The sequence below is a fragment of the Flavobacterium sp. Leaf82 genome (assembly GCF_001422725.1).
Classification (GTDB): Bacteria; Bacteroidota; Bacteroidia; order Flavobacteriales; family Flavobacteriaceae; genus Flavobacterium.
On the sequence record NZ_LMMA01000001.1, the window covers coordinates 795,950 to 816,399 of the forward strand.

The window sequence follows — 20,450 nt, forward strand, 5'->3', positions numbered from 1 at the left end:
ATTATTAACGTTTTTTTACCATAAATTACTTATAAAAAATATTATTATTGTTTTAAAATTTAACAGTACGATGATCGAAATCAAAGATTTACATAAATCCTATAAAATGGGAAGTTCAGAATTACATGTGTTAAAAGGAATTAATTTTAATATTGAAGAAGGTGAATTGGTTGCCATTATGGGATCATCAGGATCTGGTAAATCTACGCTTTTAAATATTCTGGGAATCCTTGATGAAGCAGATTCGGGTAGTTATATTTTAGATAAAACTCCAATTAAAAATTTAAACGAAACGATAGCTTCAAGATATCGAAATAAATTTTTGGGATTTGTATTTCAATCTTTCAATTTAATAAACTATAAAACGGCACTTGATAATGTTGCAATGCCTTTATATTATCAGGGTATAAAGAGAAAAGAGCGTTATGAAATTGCTATGAAATATTTAGAAAAAGTAGGTTTGAGTTCGCATTCACACCATTTGCCTAATGAACTTTCAGGAGGTCAGAAACAACGTGTTGCAATTGCCCGTGCATTAGCTTCAAACCCTAAAGTTTTACTGGCAGATGAGCCAACTGGTGCTTTGGATACTAAAACTTCCTATGAAGTTATGGAACTTATCCAGGGAATTAACGATGAAGGAAAAACCATTTTAATCGTTACCCATGAACCCGATATTGCCGCAATGTGCAAAAGAAATGTGGTCCTGAAAGACGGATTAATTATAGATGATAAATTAGTAGAACAAGTTAGAGCTTCATCTTATGTTTAATATTGAACGTTGGCAGGAAATATTCGAAGCAATTTCTAAAAACCGACTAAGAACATTTCTTACCGGAATTTCTGTGGCTTCTGGTATTTTTATTTTGGTGATTCTGCTTGGAGCGGGAAAAGGACTTCAGAACGGAATTCAGAAACAATTTGAAAATGATGCTGTAGGAATTATTGAAATTTGGTCAAATACAACCACAAAAGAATATAAAGGATTGAATCCGGGAAGACAAATCCAGTTGCGAAACAGCGATTATGATCTTCCGGTAATGAAGTTTGATGATCAAATCGATAAAAAATCAGCTACGAATATCACGCGTGGTGTAATCGTAACCTACGGAAAAGAATCTGGAAACTATCAATACAGAGGCGTAAATCCGGATTACTTAGACATAGAAAACGGAACTATAATTCAGGGAAGATTTTTAAACGATAATGATTTAAAAAACAATGAAAAAGTGACTGCAATTGGTTTAAAACTTAAGCAGGATATCTTTAAGGAAGAAGACGCTATTGGGAAAGAAATTTCAGTAAATGGTATTAATTTTAAAGTAATTGGAGTCTTTACAGATCCATCAGGCGAGAGAGAAGAGACACGATTGTATATGCCTATGACTACTATTCAGCGTGCTTTTGGAGGTGGAGATAAAATTACAGGGATGATGTTCGTTTTAAATAAAAAAGCAGATTATGACGAAGCATTAGCACAATCGAAGCAATTTACAAATGATGTCAGGGAGTTATTGAAAAGTAAAAACATTATTGCTCCGGACGATGAAAGCGCAATTGGAATTTATAATTCTGTACAAGAAGCAAAACAGTATTATGACTTAAATCTCTATATCAAATTATTTTTCTGGTGGGTTGGTATTTGTACCATTATTGCCGGAGTTGTTGGAGTAAGTAATATCATGCTTATTATAGTTAAAGAACGAACTAAAGAAATTGGAATTAGAAAAGCTTTAGGAGCTTCGCCTTTTTCTATCATTTCGATGATACTTCATGAATCCATATTTATTACGACTATTGCTGGTTTTGTGGGATTACTGGCGAGTTTGTTATTGCTGGAATTTGTTGGACCAATGGTTCAGAGTGAATATTTTAGAAATCCCGAGGTTGATTTTAGTGTGGCTTTGACAACACTTGTTTTACTGGTGTTTGCAGGCGCATTGGCAGGATTTTTTCCGGCATATCGAGCAGCCAAAATTAGACCTATTGTAGCACTTAGAGACGAATAATTATGTTTAAGAAAGATAATTGGGATGAGATTTTACAGGCTTTGACAGCCAACGTTTTTAGAACTGTTTTAACGGCATTTGGTGTATTTTGGGGAATATTTATTCTGGTAATATTACTGGCTGCAGGAAATGGTTTAGAGAACGGGGTAAAAAAAGATTTTGACGGAATAGCCACAAACACGATGTTTATGTGGAGTCAGACGACTTCAAAAGCTTATAAAGGTTTGCCTAAAGTACGAAAATATGATTTTAGAAATAGTGATGTTGCAGCATTAAGAGCAGCTTTGCCGGATTTGTTATATGTGTCGCCACGTAATCAATTAGGGGATTTTAACGGAACAAACAATGTGGTGCGCGGTACAAAAACGTCGGCATTTACCATTTATGGAGATTATCCTGAGTTGATCAAACAACAACCAATGGATATTATAAAAGGACGTTTTATAAACCAACAGGATATTCAGGAAAGACGAAAAATAGCCGTAATAGGTAAAGGTGTTATTACTGAATTATACGGAAAAGAAGAAGAAGCTGTGGGAACTTACATAAAAGTTAACGGAATCAATTTTATGGTAGTTGGGGTTTACAATTCAAAAAGAACCGGTGGAAATGCAGAACAGGAACAAAAAAATATTTTTTTACCCTTTACTACTTTTCAGCAAGCTTTTAATTATGGTGATAAAGTGGGCTGGATGGCGATTACATCAAGAGATGAAGTTTCTATTACGGATTTAAAACCAAAGATTTTAGAACAGATAAAAATCCTGCATTCCATTAACCCAAAGGATGATCGTGCTGTGGGAAACTTTGATTTGTATGAACAATATAATAAAGTACAAAGTTTGTTTAATATATTAAAAATCATCGCTTATTTTGTAGGAACTTTGGTCTTGATTTCAGGAGTTATCGGAATCTCAAATATTATGCTGATTGTGGTCAAAGAACGAACAAAAGAAATAGGGATTCGCAGAGCTTTAGGAGCAACGCCGGGAGCGATTCGCGGTCAGATTTTATCTGAGTCTATATTTTTGACTATTATTTCAGGAATGTTGGGTATTGCTGTGGCAACCGGAGTTATAGCGATTTTAAATATGGTATTAGATTCTATGCCGCCAGATAGTAATATGATGTTTGCCAACCCAAGCGTAGATTTAAGAGTTGTATTTGTTGCCTTAATAATATTAGTAGGATCAGGTTTGCTGGCAGGATTTATACCAGCGCAAACCGCAATTAATGTAAAGCCTGTAGATGCTTTAAGAACAGAATAAATTATCAATCAAAAATAATCGATTAAACCAATAACAAAATGAAAAAAGGAATAACCGTAACCATTTTAATCTTTATTGCTATAGTTTTCTTTGGCGCACTATATTATTTGTATGCCAAAAATCAGGAATCTCCAATTGTGTTTAAAACTGAAAAAGCAGAGATTAAAACAATCGTAAAAACTACAATTGCAACTGGTAACATTCAACCTGATGAAGAGGTCTTAATCAAACCTAATATCTCAGGAATTATTGAACAAGTGTATATCAAAGCAGGAGAGAGAATCAAGGCTGGAGATATGATTGCCAAAATTAGAGTTGTAGCGAATGTGTCGAATGTAAGCAGCACTCAAAATCAGGTGCAAACTGCTAAAATTGCTTTGGATAATCAGGAAAAAATCTATAAAAGACAAAAAACTTTGTTTGATAAAGATGTAATTTCTGCTAATGATTTTGATGCAGCGCAATTAGCGTATACACAAGCGAAACAAAACTATCAGGCCGCTAAACAAAGTTTAGATATCGTAAAAACAGGAACAACAACTTCTTTAGGAAATTATGCTAATACTTTAATTCGTTCAACGGTAAACGGAATGGTTTTGGCGGTTCCGGTAAAAGTAGGAAATCAGGTTATAGAAAGTAATAACTTTAATGAAGGAACTACAATTGCAAGTGTTGCAGACATTGGAAGAATGATTTTTATTGGAAAAATTGACGAATCTGAAGTTGGAAAAGTAAAAGAAAGAATGCCAATCGAGATTACAGTTGGAGCAATCGAAAACAAAAAATTCAATGCTGTTTTAACAGATATCGCCCCAAAAGGAGTTGTAGAAAATGGTGCTATTCAGTTTGAAATTAAGGCTTCTCTTGAAAATAAAGATGCAACATTTATCAGAGCCGGCTTAAGTGCAAATGCTTCTATTATTTTAGAAAAAGCAGAAAAAACTTTAGCCATTAAAGAATCATTAGTTCAATTTGACAAAAAAACTCAAAAACCATATATTGAAGTAGAAACTGCTCCTCAAAAATTCGAAAGAAGAGATTTAGTTTTAGGAGTTAGTGACGGAATTTATGTTCAGGTTAAAAGTGGAGTAAAAGATTCTGATAAAATTAAGATCTGGAATCAGGGTTTGATCAATGAAGGAGAAAAAAAATAATTTGAAAGTATAAAGAGTTTTTGAGGTTTAAAAATTGTTAAATTTGCGTAGCATCTTGCTATGCTTTCATTCAAAATATATGAAAATAAATAAATATAATAGTCTTGTTTTAGCCCTGTTATTCGGATTTGGTCTATCATCGCAGGCACAATCAAAACAATGGACATTAGAAGAATGCGTGCGTTATGCATTAGATAATAATATCACAATAAAATTATCAGAGCTGGATGTAAAAAATGCTGCAATTGATAAAAAAGGAGCATTAGGAAGTTATCTTCCAACAGTAAATGGTACCGCTTCTCACTCCTGGAATATTGGTTTGAACGTTAACCCGGTGACCAATATTGCAACTACCCAAACAACACAATATTCTTCTTTAGGAGTTAATGCAGGTGTTGATATTTACAAAGGTCTGCAAAATCAAAATACTTATAGAAGAGCAAAACTTTCTATTATAGCATCGCAATATCAGCTTTTGAAAATGCAGGAAGATATTTCACTGAATGTAGCAAATGCATTTTTGGAAATTCTTTTCAATAAAGAAAATTTAAAAGTAAAGAAAGAGCAATTATCTATTGATCAAAAACGTTTGGCGCGTTCAGAAGAAATGGTAAATGCGGGAACAATTCCGCGTGGCGATTTGTATGATTTAAAGGCTACTGAAGCAACAGATCAACAGGCGATTATTGTTGCCGAAAATAGTTTGCTAATTTCTAAATTAAGTCTGGCGCAGCTTTTACAATTAAAAGAGTTTGCAGATTTTGATGTTATAGATGATACAAATGCAAAAGATGAGAATAATATCATGGCGCAAACTCCGGTTGATATTTATACGAAAGCCAAAGAAATTAGAACAGAATTAAAACTGGCTCAGACAAATCTTGAAATTGCAGAAAAAAGTGTTGCGATCGCAAGAGGAGCTTTTCAGCCAACGCTTAGAGGTTTTTACCAATTTAGTACAAGTGCAAGTTATAGTGACAGAATTATTGGAACAGATGGAAATGGAAATCCGGTTTATTCAGGACCACATTCTGTTTTAGATCAGTTTAGCGATAACAAAGGACATAATTTTGGTTTTCAATTAAACGTTCCTATATTTAATGGTTTTTCTGTTCGAAATAATGTAGAGCGTAGTAAGGTAAGTTTAGAGAAATCTAAAATAGATTTAGAACAAAAAAGTTTAGATTTGCAACGTAACGTTTATACTGCTTTTACAGATGCTAAAGGAGCATTAAATGCATATGAATCATCAACGGTAACATTAGAAGCAAGACAACAAGCTTATAATTATGCCAAAGAAAAGTATGATGTAGGTTTAATGAATTCATTTGATTTTACACAGGCTCAAACCTTGTTAACCAATGCACAGTCAGACGTTATCAGAACAAAATACGATTACATTTTTAAAATAAAAATACTTGAATTCTACTTTGGAATTCCAATTGTCCCAATTATCACAAAATAATTTATTATGTCAAAAAAAACAATTTATTTCTTACTTGGCGGTGCAGTAGTTCTTATCGTAGGTTTAATTGCTCTTTCTAAAGCAGGAGTAATAGGAAATAAGGATGAAGGAAAAGAAGTAGAAGTTTCAAAAGTAGTTGCTTCAACAATTGTAGAAACAGTTTCAGCAACAGGTAAAATTCAACCGGAAATCGAAGTAAAACTTTCGTCAATGGTTTCAGGTGAAATTATCGCATTGAATGTCAAAGAAGGTCAGGTTGTTAAAAAAGGAGACTTATTAGTAAAAATAAACCCGGATTTGTATACTTCAGGATTAGACAGATCTGTTGCTAATTTATCCGGAACCAAAGCTAGTTTGACACAATCAGAAGCAAATTATAAAGAAGCAAAAGCAAGTTACGAACGTAATAAAACACTTTATGACAAAGGCGTAATTTCAAAGTCTGACTGGGATAAATCGATTGCTACTTTTGAAGTGGCAAAAGCTACAAAACAAAGCTCTTACTATAATGTTCAAAGTGCATCAGCATCTGTAACCGAAGCTAAAGACAATTTAGGACGTACCTTAATTTATGCGCCGGCAGCCGGAACAATTTCTGTTTTAAATGTAGAGTTAGGAGAACGAGTTCTTGGAACGCAGCAAATGGCAGGAACAGAACTTTTGAGAGTAGCAAACCTTAACAATATGGAAGTTGAAGTTGATGTGAACGAAAATGATATTGTAAAAGTAAAAATTGGTGATGAAGCAAATGTTGAAGTTGATGCGTATTTAAAAAAGAAGTTTAAAGGCACTGTAACCAGTATTTCTAACTCGGCAAGTACAACATTAACCTCAGATCAGGTAACTAATTTTAAAGTTAAAGTTCGTATTCTAAAAGAATCATATCAGGATTTATTAGAAGGTCAGCCAAGTACTTATTCGCCTTTTAGACCAGGAATGACTGCTACTGTCGATATTATTACAAGAACTAAAAGCAATGTTTTGGCAGTGCCAATTAGCTCTGTTGTAGTAAAATCTGATACAACTGCCGTAAAAGATTTTAAAGTTGAAGAACCAAATGATGACAAAAAAACAGCTCCGAAAAGTGATAAAAAATTCGAATGTGTTTTTGTAAAAGTTGGTGATAAAGCTAAAATCAGAATTATTAAAACAGGTATTCAGGACGATACGAATATTGAAGTCCTTTCAGGATTACAAACCGGAGATGTGGTAATTACCGGACCTTATACAACGGTTTCCAAAGACTTAAATTCCGGCGATAAAGTAAAACTGAAAAAAGCTGATTTACCTAAAAAGTAAATAGATTTTCTTTAAAGATAGTGTCACGCTCAGTCTGACATGAATAATTAATTTTAAAAATAAATACCTTGTCTTTTATCCTTAATATTGAAACTGCTACTAAAAATTGCTCCGTATCCATTGCTAAAAATGGAGAAACAATTGTTTGTAAAGAAATTGCTGAAGAAGGATATTCACATGCCGAAAAGCTGCATGTTTTTATCGAAGAAGTAATAGCCGAAGCAGGATTAAATGTTCAGGATTTAAATGCAGTTGCGGTAAGTCAGGGACCAGGTTCTTATACTGGTTTGCGAATAGGGGTATCAGCAGCAAAAGGGTTGTGTTTTGCCTTAAACATTCCATTAATAGCAATTGATACACTACAAACTTTAGCTTCGCAGGCAAAAGTCTCTGAGGGAAAAATTATCCCAATGCTTGACGCAAGGAGAATGGAAGTTTACAGTGAAGTTTTTAATGCAAAATTAGAAACTGAAAGAGCTATCGAAGCTGAAGTTATAACACAGGATTCATTTGCAGAATATAACGAAACAGTTTATTTTGTTGGTGATTGTGCAGGGAAATGCAAACCGGTTTTAACAAAGGAAAACTTTGTGTTTTTAGAAGAAATCAAATTTCCGTCAGCATCAGCAATGAGTAAGATCAGTTACGATAAATATCAAAAAAGCGACATTGTAGATGTCGCTTATTTTGAACCTTACTATTTAAAAGATTTCATGATGGCACCACCATCAAAAAAACAATAAAACATTTTATTTTTGAAGTGTAAAAGGCTGAATTGAAATTCCTGCTTCATCAAGAGCGATTTTGCAGTTCTCAAGTGTTTCAGAAAAAACAGCTCCATAATTGGCATTTTTTGCCCACGGACGTACGGCAAAATCTATAGAACTTGCTGATAAATTCTTTACAAAAACTTCTGGTGCAGGAGTTTTAAGCACTTTTGGGTTTTTGACTAAAACATCTAAAAGAATCTCTTTTGCTTTCTTAATATCAGAGTCATAAGAAATAGAAAATGTCAAATCAGCTTTTCTTTCTCCTTGCATAGAGTAATTGATTATTGTTCCGTTAGACAAAGCTCCGTTTGGTACAAAAACAGTCTGGTTATTACCCGTAAGCATCTTAGTAACAAAAATCTGAATCTCAACAACAGTTGCAATAACACCTTGCGCCTCGATTGTATCACCAACTTTAAAAGGTTTAAAAACGATAATTAGCATTCCGCCTGCAAAATTAGAAAGCGAACCCTGCAATGATAAACCTACTGCAAGTCCCATTGCTCCCAAAATAGCAACAAATGACGAAGTCTCAATCCCGAGTTTTGAAATAAACGTTACAAATAATAAAATACGTAGTGCCCATATCAGGATGTCCGAGAGAAATTTTGTTAAGGTAGGATCTAAATTTCGTTGAACCATTACTTTTGTAATGACTCTGTTTATTAATCTGATGGCATAAATACCAACAAATAAAATAATAAACGCAGAGACTAATTTAGGTGCATAATCAACTAATACGTCAATAAATTTAGAGACATAATTGCTAATTTGATCTGGATTCATGTTCATGTTTTTTCGAATAAAAAAACCTTCTCAAAGAGAAGGTATATTAGTGGTGCAAATATAGAGATATTTTATTTTTATTAGAAAAAATGTCTTTATTCCTTGTCAGTAACAGGATCGATATTTTTTTGCACTATCGTTTCAGTTTTTTCAGTGGTATCTGTTGTAGTTTCTGAAATAACAGTTTTGGTTTCGCCGGAAACTTCATTTGTTTTTTCTTTTACAGAATCGATTACATCGCTTAATGAATCTGATGCTTTTTCTACATATTCACTCACAATATCTTTTGCTTTATGGGCATATTCTACGGCATTGTCCAATATGGGTTCTGCTGCTTCTTTTGCTTTTGCGATAGTTTCCTCAGCAAAAGTCTCTGCTTTGTCGATGTAAGGAGCAGCTGCTTCTTTAGCCTGTTCAAACTTAACCTCGGCTTCTGTTGCTAAATCTGAAGCAGAATCTTTGGTCTTGCCAAATAAATTCTTGAAAAATGAAGATAATCCCATAGTTTTATATTGATTGGTTTAGAATACAATATTAACTATTTTTATCATATTGCGGCTTAATAATTTATTGAATATTAAGGAGATACGAATAAAATACAGAAAGCGTCTCATTTGAGACGCTTTCTGTATTTTTTAGAACAAAATATTATGCATTTACAGCTTCCACTTTTATTGCTTCGTCATTTAGCATGCTTTTCAGCATATTTTCGATTCCGCTTTTTAAAGTAAAAGTAGACGACGGACAACCGCTGCAAGCACCTTGCAGGATTACTTTAACCGTTTTATCATTCTCGTTATAAGAATCAAAAGCAATGTTTCCGCCATCAGCCGCAACTGCTGGTTTCACATATTCTTCTAATATATTAATAATTTGCTGAGAAGTAACATCTAACTTATCAAATGCTTCATCTTTAGTGATGTCATTTTTTGTAGCAACTTCAATTAAAGTTTCATTTAAAACAGTTCCGCCATTTTCAATAAATTGTTTGATGAAAGTTCGTACTTCAAGGGTAATTTCGTCCCAGTTGTTAACATCATATTTCGTTACCGAAATATAATTTTCATCAATAAAAACTTCTTTTACATAAGGAAATTTAAACAATTCTTTTGCTAATGGAGAAGAAGCAGTCTGGTCAATATTTTTATATTCAACAGCATTTCTCGTCAACATTCTGCTTACAACAAATTTTAAGGCAGAAGGATTTGGAGTTGTTTCTCCGTAAACAGTAATAGGTTGTTTTTTAGGCTGATTTTCATCAACTTTTATTATAACGCCACCTTTGTCAACAAACGATTCAATTTGTTCAGCAACAGCGTCTTTAACATCGTCCCATTCTACAATACTGTATCTTTCGATCGCAATAAAGTTTCCTGAAATGTATACTGTTTTAACAAACGGAAGATAAAATAATTGTTGTGCTAAAGGTGATGATTGTGCTTCGTCAATATTTTTAAATTCAAAATTTTGATTTTGCGTGATGAAATCTTCAAATTCAAACTTTAGGATAGTCGGATTTTGAGTTTCTTTTATGGTGATTTTTGTCATGATTTGTAATTTTCCACAAATTTAGTAAAGTTATTTTCTACTAATACCTATATTTGATTTTTTAATAAAATAATTAAGACTCTTTTCAAATAAATCGTATTAAATTACAAGAGTCTAAAATATATTTAAGCAAAATTGCCTTTATGGAATTTAGAATCAAGGTTTTATTTCTTTTTTTAATAACAACATTTTATTCTTATTCGCAAGAAGGAATACCTGTTTATTCAGATTATTTGTCAGATAACTATTACTTGATTCACCCATCAATGGCTGGCGCGGCGAATTGTGCAAAAATAAGATTGACAGCCAGAAAACAATGGTTTGGTCAGGAAGATGCACCTACACTTCAAACGTTAACTTTTAACGGAAGAATAGGGGAGAGATCCGGAGCCGGAATTATTATTTTTAATGATAAAAATGGTTACCATTCGCAAAAAGGAGTAAAGCTTACTTATGCACATCATATCATGTTTTCGAGAGATGAGCTCGATTTAAACCAACTTTCGTTTGGTATTAGTGGAGGAATAATTCAGAGTCAGTTAGACGAAACCAAATTTGGAGGTACTTTTGATCCAATAGTTTTTGGACAGATTCAAAAAGATTCTTATTTTAATGTTGATGTTGGAGCCTCTTATAATTATCTTGATTTTTATGCGCATGCAACCGTTCAGGGATTGCTTGAAACGAGACGCGAATTATATACGGATTATGAGAGCGATAATGTGAGAAAATTTCTTTTAAGTGCGGGATATGTTTTTGGTAAAAGCAATTCGATTACCTGGGAACCTTCTGTTTTGTTTCAGGTATTTGATAAAACAAAAGAGAAATCGGTCGATTTAAACTTAAAAGCGTATAAGAGCATGGATTTTGGAAGTTTATGGGCTGCCTTATCATACAGAAGAAGTTTTGATGGTGCGGAATATAGCAATTCAAGTGGTGTAGCTGCTCAAAAATTACAATACATTACGCCAATAATTGGTCTTAATTATAAGAATTTTATGTTTGCCTATACATATTCACAAGTTACGGGCGATGTAAAATTTGATACCGGAGGATACCATCAAATTACTTTGGGTATCAATTTATTTTGTAAAAAGGAACGTTACGATTGTAATTGTCCTGCAATTAATTAAATTTTTATTATGCTTATTAAATCTGTAAACGGAAAAACGCCTTCGATTCCTGAGGACTGTTATGTTGCCGAAAATGCTACAATTGTTGGCGACGTTACTTTTGGAGATTCTTGCAGTGTTTGGTTTAATGCTGTAATTCGCGGCGATGTCAATTTTATATCAATTGGCAATAAAGTAAATATTCAGGATGGAGCGATTATTCATTGTACGTATCAAAAACACCCAACTATTATAGGTAATAATGTTTCAATAGGACACAATGCCATTGTTCACGGATGTAAAATTCACGACAATGTTTTAATTGGTATGGGAGCAATCGTAATGGATAATTGTGTTGTAGAAAGCAATTCGATTATCGCTGCCGGAGCTGTTGTAACACAAAATACAGTTGTTGCATCAGGAACTATTTATGCCGGTGTTCCTGCAAAAAAGGTAAAAGACATTGATCAGTCTGACTTCGCTGGCGAAATTGAGCGTATTTCAAACAATTATGTAATGTATTCCGGATGGTTTAAGAACGAAGAATAAACTACAAATTTATTCTTTCAAAAAAAGCACTTTTATAACTTTCGCTAATTGGAATTCGTTTATCACTAATCAAAACTTTATTTTTCTGGATTGATTTTACATGTTTTATATTAATGATATAAGACCTGTGAATTCGGGAGAAACCTTTGCTTGAAAGTAAATTTTCCAGTTTTATAAGACTGATTAAGGTAAGCGTGAACTTATTATCCGTAGTATATATTTTGACATAATCTTTTAGTCCTTCTATAAATAAAATATCCGAAAAATTCATTTTTACATTCTCATATTCTGCTCTTACAAACATAAAATCCTGTTCTAATTCCGGTGCAGTTGTGCTTTCAGAAATGGCCTGAACATTGGCAGCAGGATTTAAAATTTGTTGTGCCCTGACAACCGATTTTAAAAAACGATGAAATGGAATGGGCTTTACTAAATAATCTACAGCACCAAGATTAAAACCTTCAACGGCATAATCAGAAAAAGCAGTCGTAAAAATAACCAAAGGCTTTTTTTCGATCGTATTTAAAAAATCAATTCCTGAAAAATGAGGCATCTGAATGTCCAGAAAAATCAAATCAACATTGTTCTGGTTGATAAATGAAACAGCATCAATAGCATTATTAAAAGTAGTGAGAAGTTCCAGCGAATCTATCTTTCGAACAAAATCTTCTAATAATTCAACCGCTAAAGGTTCATCGTCAATAATTACACATTTCATTTGTTGAAGTTTTAGGTTTAAAGATTTGATTTGGTGTTCAAAAGTACTTTTAAACTAGTAAATTAAGTTTTAAAATTATCATAAAAAACAGATCGAACTTGATTTATCCGTTTACAGTAATTGTTTTGCTTAAAGTGTAACCGTCTGTTAGATTACCTGTTAGGGTTGCTAATTCATCAGCCAAACTATCAGAGAAAACATTGTCTTTTGTATTCGCAGTGTCGGCCTGACCGTGAGCAGCATAATTTGTACTCGAATAAACGGTACTTGAAATGGTTTCCGGAAAAGCAATCTGAGTTACTAATAAGGAAGATCCGGTACTGCTTAATACTTCGACATGCACATGAGGCGCCCTGCCTTGATACCAACCCGGATAAATCGAAATAAACGAAACTTCTCCTTTAGCATTTGTAGTTTGTCTGCCTCTTAAAAAATGAACCGTTGTATAATCAGTTTGCTGCATCGACGTCCCGCCATATTCAGAGTAATTTCCATCTTTATCACAATGCCAGATATCGACTAAAACACCGGCAAGTGGCGAACAATTGTTGTTTTTGTTTTCGATAACTAAATTGATCAGCAAAGCAACTCCAACACGATCTGATTTTATGTTTTCTAAAACCAATTGGCTTGGCGTTTTGATAGGGAATGGTCCTTTAGTTTCTGATGGAGAAACCGAACAACTGTCATCTTCAGAAGAGGTTGTGCCTTTGTCATCATTATCATTTTTAGAACAGGATTCTAATAACTTAGAAGCTGTTGCTAAAGAAGCAATTCCTAAAATACCGTTTCGAATGAATTTTTTTCTGTCCATATTCAGTTTCTGTTTAATTTATTGCGGTTTGGATTTTATCTAATTTTAAATTCAAATGCACACGATAGTATTGATTGTCTTGTGTGATTTTAAGTTCATGTGCGTTTGGATAAAGTAAATCCAGTCGGTTTTGAATGTTTACCAAACCAATTCCTGAATTTTCAGGATCTTTGACATAGCTTTCAATCGTATTTTCGATCCAGAAATCGAGACTGTTTTCCAGGATAAAAATTTTGATCTTTACATGTGCCGCACCTTTATAATCAGTTCCGTATTTAAAGGCATTTTCTACAAACGAAATCAATAATAGAGGTTCAATAAACTTGTTGCGCGTGTCTCCATGAACATTAATAACAATATCTTCTATATTATTCAGTCTTAGTTTTTGCAGCTCGATATAATTTTGAATGTAATTGACTTCTTTTTCTAAAGCCACCGTTTTATTATCTGTTTCATACAGCATATAGCGCATTAATTCTGACAATGTGACGATGGCATCAGGGACCAAATCAGATTTTTTATGTGCCAGAGAATAAATACTGTTTAATGAATTGAATAGAAAATGCGGATTGGTTTGTTTGCGCAAATAAATCAATTCCGTATTTGTTCTGTGGGTTTCGGCAATTAATTTGTTTTGTTGGTTGTTATAAAATTCAGTTAGTGTTCTAATAATAGCACTTATGGTAATAATTAAAATATAGAAAAAAGAAGGACCAATTTTAAAAAATAAGGGCTGTCTTGTCGCCATTATAGCTGTGACCCGTTTTCCTTTAAATATTAATTTAAGATCCTCAGGAGGAGGTCCCATTGCGGGTCTTGTATGCCTAAATTCAGGAATAAAATAATTAATCCTGATAATCATAAAAAGTAAAATAAGAGCAAATACAAATACAAAATAAAGCCAGTATTTTTTTTCTAAAAGTAACACAGGAACCAAATAAAAATAGTTCAGATAAAACAGCAGAATTCCGGTACTCCATTGTACATAGAAATCATTATTGATCCTAAACGGACTTTCATAAAATTGAATTAATGAAGTCAGAATAAAGAAAACCCATATAATGCAATGGAATAAAATTTTATTTGAGCTTGTATTTTTGATGGTATCTAGTGTCATTTATAATTTTATTTTTAATAAAATTAAATCATTTTTGGTTACCGTTGGTGATATCTTTTGATTGAGTTTGTCTACTACTAGGTCTGCAACTTTTAGTGCATCGCTTTCTGTCGAGAAACTTTTAGTGTCATTTATTACCGGAATAATAGATTGTTTAATTATGGTTTTATTTTTAAAAGCAACTGTATATCCCCAGCCTGTTGCAGTTTTGAAGGATGTGCTTTTAAATTTCTCATGCTTTACACAAGCAGTAAATTGTAAAACCAGTAAAAGAAACAATAAATTCTTCTGGATTTTACTCCAGAAGAATTGTTTTTTCATGTTAATTATCATCGCTGTTTTGCTCTTCTAAAGGTTTAAATTCCCATGCGTCATCAAAGTAAGTAGAACCCACTCTTCCTAACATATAAAAACCACGATTGTTGATCGCAAAACCAACAGCATCTGTTCTGCTCGCACCTTCCATAGGAGTTCTTTCTGTCCATAAATCTGTTGCCGGATTATATTCCCAGATTGTCTTGATGCTTTCTCCTCCCACAACATATCCTAATCCGTTCATAGAGAAACTCGAAGCGTTTGAACGAACAATTGCATAGTCATCGTTATAACTGTAATCATCATCAGTATCTTTATCGATATCACGTTTTCTGGTCCAGACATCAGTAGCAGGATCAAATTCCCAGAAATCTTCCTGATAAACCCCGTTATTAATTCCGGTTCCAAGATAAACTTTGTCCGCAATTATAAAAGCAGTAGCATTACGTCTTTTATTTCCGCTAAATCCGTTTACAAGTGTCCATGTATTTGTCACATCGCTATATTGATAGAAATCTTTAAGATAATTTCCGTCATAACCAGTACCAAAATAAGCTTTTCCTCCGGCCTGAAAACCTACAGCGGCATAACGGCCAGTTCCTGCAAAATCAGTTTTTTGAGTCCAGCTATTACTGGTAGGATCGTATTGATAAAAATCTTTTAATTTATTTGTACCATCGTAACCAAGACCAATATATCCTTTTTCGTTAAGCGCAAAACTAGAGGCAGAACTTCTGCCAACTCCTGTAAAATCTGCTTTTTGCTCCCAATAATCACCTGTAGAATTATAAGCCCATAAATCTTTTAAATAAACATCACCAGTATAACCTGTTGCTATATAAGCATAATCTCCAATAACAAAACTGGTAGCACTAGATCTCGCAGGGCCATCAAATGCTGATTTTTTAACCCAGTTTCCCATTAAATCATCATCGTCATCATCGTTGCTGCAGCCTATAAAAACCAGACTCGAAAACAATGCAGCGAATAATATTCCTTTTTTAAAATTATTCATAGTGTATTAAATTTATTTATTGTTTGTATTTGATGCCAATTCCTAAAACATACCCGTTACCGGTATTAAAATCATAAACTTTATGATCGTCATTATCCATCAGGTTGTATTTTTTGTCAAAATCATATCCTGCTTTAAAATTCAGAAACCAGTTTTTTTCTACATTTCTTTCATATTCAATAGCCGAAGTCATTTGCGACAAACTAACTTTTGTGGCATTATTATCCAGATTTTTTTGTGGATCTAAATGATAAAAATTGCCATTAAAACTATTGCTGAGACTGAACTTATTTCTATTATTATTGGAGTATGAAATTTTAGAATCCGGAAAACCAATCAGTAAAGAACTTTGATTATTTACTATATAATTTAATGCTAAAACAGGCATGAATTTAGGTGTGCCAAAAACAGTTGTTCGTGCTGCACCAATGCTAATGTTTGTTTTTGAATTCAATTGCTGCCTAATCTCAAAACTTCCTAAAATCGAAAAGTCAGAAGTATCTAAATTGCTTTGAAAATTTACCATTGGAGTAATAGAAAAGTTTAAACTTGTTTTGTCTGATATCTCATGAGAAAATTTAAGCTTATCCTGAATCTGATTAAATCCATCCAAATTCTGATAGGCATTAAAAGCGCCTAATTCATAATTTACTTTCAAATTCGAATATTCCAATGTATTCGTTATCGTGTTTTTACTGCCAGCTTTCGTCTTAAACGAGACATTTATATTGGTTTCATTAAAATCAATCTTATCAGTAGGTTCTGTTTTTATATTCATATTTACCAAAAAGTTCTCCTGAGCTTTCATATTGAAAATTGAAATCAAAAAAACCGAACAAATTAAAAACCTTGTTTTCATTACTTATTTATTGGTTCAAAAGTAGGAGGCTAATGGTTTTAAAAAAAAGAAGATATATGTATGACACTTTTTGATAGACAAAACAGCCTTTTTTAAGGTTGAATGAAGTATTGCCGGTGATTACTCTATATTACTCTATTGTAGATAGTTTTTTGCTGTTTATAGTGCAAAAACACGTGACTGTATATGTTATAGTGTAATGCAGAAGAGTGCATTTTATATTTGTTCAAAAAATAGATTATGCACAAGTTTATATTGATGTTGCTTTTAGCAGTTACCGCAATCTCATGCGGAACTGATTCTGATGCCGGCGAATTTGTTGTTGGATCTGATTATTTAGCTTTAGGCAATAAAGTTATTTTAATCGATACGGTAACGGTCGACATGTCTACGATAAATTTCGATTCTCTTGTTACTTCCAATCAAAGCAGAATCCTGATTGGTAATTATGACGATGCCATTTATGGAAAGGTAAAATCAAACAGTTATTTTCAATTGGCTTCAGAATCCTATACATTAAATAGCAGTGGATCTGATACGGAAACAACCAATTATGTGTTTGATTCTATTGCAATGATCCTTAAATATGATAACTATTATTATGGCGATACCACAAAAGTGCAAACGTTCGATATTCATCGATTAACTCAGAGAGTAAAACCCAATACTGATGATAATAATTTTTATAATAACTCAGCTTTAAGTTATAGTGACGAAAGTATTGGAACAATTTCATACAAACCCAGACCATTAGAAAAAGATTCTGTTAATATTAAAATGAATGATGCATTTGGTGCAGCTTTATTTCAGAAATTAAAGAAAAGGGAAATCACTGATTTTGATAGTTTCAATGAATATTTAAAAGGTCTTGTTCTCGTGCCATCAACTTCTAATTCTTCGAGTGTAATTGGTTTTCACGTCGCAACAAGTAAAGTCAGATTATATTATTCAAAATATCAGGCAGATACTGAAGAGGTTCCTTTTATATTAGATTTTACGATTCTGGATGCCACAAAGCAATTCAATTCAATTTCATTAGATAAAACAGGAACCCTTCTTCAAAATTTACCCGCCTCAACGAGTAAGTTGTCAAGCACACTAACCAATCAGCAGGGATTTATTCAGTCCGGAACAGGAGTAGCTTGCAGGATCGATTTCCCCAATATTAAACAGCTCAAATATATTTCTGAAAAAGGTACAATTGTAGATGCTCAATTACTGCTAAAACCGGTTAATAATACTTATTCAGAGCGGTATCCTCTGGCAGATTCCCTAAAGATTTATGTAGGCGATAATCTAAATAGAATCAGTGGTTCATTAGTGAATTCTGCTGGTACGGCAGTTTTTGGTATGTTGAATAAAAAGACAGATGAGTTTAATGAAAATGTTGGATATACAGTTTCCGTTGGTAACTTTTTACAAAAAGAAATGATAAAAGCATCTGATTCTAAATCGTCTCTTATTCTAACGTTACCGGCAATTTCTAAATCTGTAAACAGAGTTGTTCTGGGAGATCAAAAACATTTGAACAATAAAATCCAGCTTAAAATTTATTATATCTCTTATTAAATGAAAAGTAAAATAGCATATTTAAGTTGCTTCATATTAATGTCGATAACTTCATTTTCTCAAAGTGTTTCAAGTTCACCATATTCATTATACGGAGTAGGGAGTTTGTATGATGCAGATTTCGGAGTACTTCCGTCAATTGGTTCTTCCGGAATTGCTTTGCCATCAGATACGTTTATAAACAATCTAAATCCCGCATCGTTGGGTTATTTGCCTCAAAATCACTTTATGTTTGATATTGGCGGAAAGTCTATTTCTACGACTTATCAAAGCAGTTCAAAAAGCGAAAATCGTAATAATTTTCAGTTTTCACATATTGCTTTTGCTTTTCCGGTTACTAAAAACTCCGGTTTTAGTATGGCTTTACGACCATATTCAAGTTCAGCTTTTAAAATTTCTAATTTAAAATTACCTATAGATAATAGCCAGGATTATTACTATTTGACTGCGACAGGAACTGGCGGATTAAATAATTTTGATTTTTCGTATGGATATAGATTTGGAAAAAAATTATCAGTAGGAGCCTCGGCAGCTGTATTATTTGGAAGCACTACTGACAATAGAAATTTTCTGATTATGAATTCTATTACAAGTATTCAGAAAAAAACAAATTATAGAGGTGTTAGGGCAACATTAGGAGCTCAATATAAAATTGATTCCACTTTTACGGTTGCGACAACTTTTAAACTGCCAAGCCATATTAAAGCTTCAAAAGTTCAAACTGTTCAAACTGTAAATGATGATGTTGTTACTACTGTAGAGTCTAATGTCGCATCTGATACAGATGATTATTATATGCCTTTAGAAATGGGTATTGGGATAAGCAAACGCTTTAAAAACAATTTGAATATGACAGTGGATTATGAAAAGAGTTTATGGAGCGATAGTAATCAATCTGAGTTATACGGAAATTTTGTAAATCAGGATCGATTTGCACTTGGATTTACTTATAGTACAAAAAAGAACATCCGTAAATATTGGGACAGGGTTCAATATGCAACAGGTGTAAACTTTGATACCGGTTATCTTGAAGTCGATGGAAAAAGGATTAATAATGCCGCCATTTCTATAGGGCTTACTTTGCCTATTGATAATACTTATTCAGCTTTACACGTTTCCTATTCATACGGACAAAAAGGAAGAATATCAGATAATCTGATCAAAGAAAATTACCATAAAATATCACTTAATCTATCTTTAGACGGAATTTGGTTTATTAAACGAAAAATTGATTAACGGTTTAAAAGTCTTTTTCGATCACGGGATATTTATAATCTAAAATTGATTTTAAAACTTCAGGATTTGAATTGACATAAAATACAGGGTCATTTTTTAAAGTATCTGTAAAGCCTACTTTTTCACGCAAGACATTTTGAGTTTGTCGTGCTACAGCTTCTCCGGAATCAATGATCTGAATGTGTTCCGGTAGAATTTTTTTGATCTGAGGAATTAGATAGGGGTAATGACTGCAGCCTAAAACAAGATAGTCGATATTTTCATCTATCATGGGTTGTAAATAGGATTCTAATAATTGCGTCATTTCAGGAGAATAGAGATTTCCGTCTTCAATAAGCTGAACAAGTCCATGACCTACTTGTTCAATTATTTTAGTATTCTGGAACATCTCAGCTGTTTTGTTAAATAACTCACTGTTCAAAGTTCCTTTGGTCGCTAAAATGCCGATTATTTGTGTCTTCGAATTATTAGCCGCTGGTTTTATTGCGGGTTCAATACCTATAAACGGAATATCGTAATCTGCACGAAGTTCTACAATTGCATTTGTCGTAGCAGTATTGCATGCTACAACGATAATTTTGCAATTCATTTCTAATAAAAAATCTACATTTTTTTTGCTTAGGGCAACAATCTCTTCTTTGGTTCTTTGACCATAAGGAGCATTTTTGCTGTCAGCCAGATAAATAGTTTTTTCGTTTGGAAGTAAATCGTGGATGGCGCTCCAGATGGAAGTTCCTCCAATACCGGAATCAAAAACGCCTATAGGGTTGTTATTCGTCATGCTACAAATTTAGTGTTTTTTCAAATAAATTTATATTTCAATTGAATTGAAATTGGCTAATATTTT

General features: G+C 33.0%; 21 protein-coding genes. 11 read left to right on the top strand and 10 right to left on the bottom strand.

Annotated elements, in window-relative coordinates:
• Positions 1 to 70: 70 nt before the first annotated feature.
• From ASF10_RS03335 to tsaB, 7 genes are all read left to right on the top strand, one after another.
• Complete coding sequence (locus ASF10_RS03335; protein ID WP_056245365.1) at positions 71 to 772, top strand: ABC transporter ATP-binding protein; 702 nt, start codon at positions 71 to 73, stop codon at positions 770 to 772.
• The gene (locus tag ASF10_RS03340) at positions 765 to 2,009 is read left to right on the top strand and encodes an ABC transporter permease (protein WP_056245366.1); all 1,245 of its coding nucleotides are present in this window, start codon (positions 765 to 767) and stop codon (positions 2,007 to 2,009) included. Before ASF10_RS03335 ends, ASF10_RS03340 begins: the two co-directional genes overlap by 8 nt.
• A gap of 2 nt (positions 2,010 to 2,011) precedes the next feature.
• A complete protein-coding gene (locus tag ASF10_RS03345; protein WP_056245369.1) occupies positions 2,012 to 3,277 on the top strand; it encodes an ABC transporter permease in 1,266 nt (421 codons plus the stop codon).
• A gap of 38 nt (positions 3,278 to 3,315) precedes the next feature.
• Positions 3,316 to 4,431 (top strand): efflux RND transporter periplasmic adaptor subunit, encoded by a 1,116-nt coding sequence (locus ASF10_RS03350; RefSeq protein WP_056245370.1) that lies wholly within the window; start codon positions 3,316 to 3,318, stop codon positions 4,429 to 4,431.
• A gap of 79 nt (positions 4,432 to 4,510) precedes the next feature.
• On the top strand, positions 4,511 to 5,896 hold the full coding sequence (locus tag ASF10_RS03355) for a TolC family protein (protein WP_056245373.1): 1,386 nt from the start codon (positions 4,511 to 4,513) through the stop codon (positions 5,894 to 5,896).
• 6 nt (positions 5,897 to 5,902) lie between these two features.
• Complete coding sequence (locus ASF10_RS03360) at positions 5,903 to 7,195, top strand: efflux RND transporter periplasmic adaptor subunit (protein ID WP_056245376.1); 1,293 nt, start codon at positions 5,903 to 5,905, stop codon at positions 7,193 to 7,195.
• Between the two features lie 68 nt (positions 7,196 to 7,263).
• Entirely contained in the window at positions 7,264 to 7,938 is a 675-nt protein-coding gene (gene tsaB, locus ASF10_RS03365; protein WP_056245378.1) for a tRNA (adenosine(37)-N6)-threonylcarbamoyltransferase complex dimerization subunit type 1 TsaB, read from the top strand.
• 6 nt (positions 7,939 to 7,944) lie between these two features.
• Here tsaB and ASF10_RS03370 read toward each other — a convergent pair whose 3' ends face one another.
• The 3 genes from ASF10_RS03370 to ASF10_RS03380 all read right to left on the bottom strand — a co-directional run bounded on the left by ASF10_RS03370 (position 7,945) and on the right by ASF10_RS03380 (position 10,299).
• Positions 7,945 to 8,757, bottom strand: coding sequence for a mechanosensitive ion channel family protein (locus ASF10_RS03370; protein WP_056245381.1), 813 nt, complete (start codon positions 8,755 to 8,757; stop codon positions 7,945 to 7,947).
• Positions 8,758 to 8,846: 89 nt separating this feature from the next.
• Positions 8,847 to 9,254 carry a hypothetical protein gene (locus ASF10_RS03375; protein ID WP_056245384.1) on the bottom strand — a complete coding sequence of 136 codons (408 nt, stop codon included), beginning with the start codon at positions 9,252 to 9,254 and terminating at the stop codon, positions 8,847 to 8,849.
• 145 nt (positions 9,255 to 9,399) lie between these two features.
• Complete coding sequence (locus ASF10_RS03380; protein ID WP_056245385.1) at positions 9,400 to 10,299, bottom strand: NifU family protein; 900 nt, start codon at positions 10,297 to 10,299, stop codon at positions 9,400 to 9,402.
• Between the two features lie 143 nt (positions 10,300 to 10,442).
• Here ASF10_RS03380 and ASF10_RS03385 point away from each other — a divergent pair, with 143 nt between their 5' ends.
• A complete protein-coding gene (locus ASF10_RS03385) occupies positions 10,443 to 11,432 on the top strand; it encodes a type IX secretion system membrane protein PorP/SprF (RefSeq protein WP_056245387.1) in 990 nt (329 codons plus the stop codon).
• A gap of 9 nt (positions 11,433 to 11,441) precedes the next feature.
• Positions 11,442 to 11,960, top strand: a complete 519-nt coding sequence (locus tag ASF10_RS03390; protein WP_055095129.1) for a gamma carbonic anhydrase family protein — start codon at positions 11,442 to 11,444, stop codon at positions 11,958 to 11,960.
• A 1-nt stretch (position 11,961) separates the two neighbouring features.
• Here the strand turns inward: ASF10_RS03390 and ASF10_RS03395 are convergent, their stop codons facing one another.
• The 6 genes from ASF10_RS03395 to ASF10_RS03420 form a co-directional block, all read right to left on the bottom strand.
• On the bottom strand, positions 11,962 to 12,678 hold the full coding sequence (locus tag ASF10_RS03395) for a LytR/AlgR family response regulator transcription factor (protein ID WP_056245389.1): 717 nt from the start codon (positions 12,676 to 12,678) through the stop codon (positions 11,962 to 11,964).
• Positions 12,679 to 12,781: 103 nt separating this feature from the next.
• Positions 12,782 to 13,492: an intradiol ring-cleavage dioxygenase gene (locus tag ASF10_RS03400; protein WP_056245391.1), complete on the bottom strand. Its 711-nt coding sequence runs from the start codon at positions 13,490 to 13,492 to the stop codon at positions 12,782 to 12,784.
• Positions 13,493 to 13,505: 13 nt separating this feature from the next.
• Positions 13,506 to 14,609 carry a sensor histidine kinase gene (locus tag ASF10_RS03405; RefSeq protein WP_056245393.1) on the bottom strand — a complete coding sequence of 368 codons (1,104 nt, stop codon included), beginning with the start codon at positions 14,607 to 14,609 and terminating at the stop codon, positions 13,506 to 13,508.
• Entirely contained in the window at positions 14,610 to 14,930 is a 321-nt protein-coding gene (locus ASF10_RS03410) for a DUF4907 domain-containing protein (RefSeq protein WP_241774889.1), read from the bottom strand. It abuts the gene before it with no gap.
• Position 14,931: 1 nt separating this feature from the next.
• A complete protein-coding gene (locus tag ASF10_RS03415) occupies positions 14,932 to 15,939 on the bottom strand; it encodes a Kelch repeat-containing protein (RefSeq protein ID WP_056245400.1) in 1,008 nt (335 codons plus the stop codon).
• Between the two features lie 16 nt (positions 15,940 to 15,955).
• Positions 15,956 to 16,747, bottom strand: a complete 792-nt coding sequence (locus ASF10_RS03420) for a DUF6268 family outer membrane beta-barrel protein (protein WP_241774890.1) — start codon at positions 16,745 to 16,747, stop codon at positions 15,956 to 15,958.
• 291 nt (positions 16,748 to 17,038) lie between these two features.
• On the opposite strand from ASF10_RS03420, the gene ASF10_RS03425 reads away from it, so the two are divergent.
• Both ASF10_RS03425 and ASF10_RS03430 read left to right on the top strand, forming a co-directional pair.
• Positions 17,039 to 18,367, top strand: coding sequence for a DUF4270 family protein (locus tag ASF10_RS03425; protein ID WP_056245405.1), 1,329 nt, complete (start codon positions 17,039 to 17,041; stop codon positions 18,365 to 18,367).
• Positions 18,368 to 19,603: a hypothetical protein gene (locus ASF10_RS03430; RefSeq protein WP_056245408.1), complete on the top strand. Its 1,236-nt coding sequence runs from the start codon at positions 18,368 to 18,370 to the stop codon at positions 19,601 to 19,603.
• A gap of 4 nt (positions 19,604 to 19,607) precedes the next feature.
• Here the strand turns inward: ASF10_RS03430 and murI are convergent, their stop codons facing one another.
• Positions 19,608 to 20,384 (bottom strand): glutamate racemase, encoded by a 777-nt coding sequence (gene murI / locus ASF10_RS03435; protein WP_056245411.1) that lies wholly within the window; start codon positions 20,382 to 20,384, stop codon positions 19,608 to 19,610.
• Between the last annotated feature and the right edge of the window lie 66 nt (positions 20,385 to 20,450).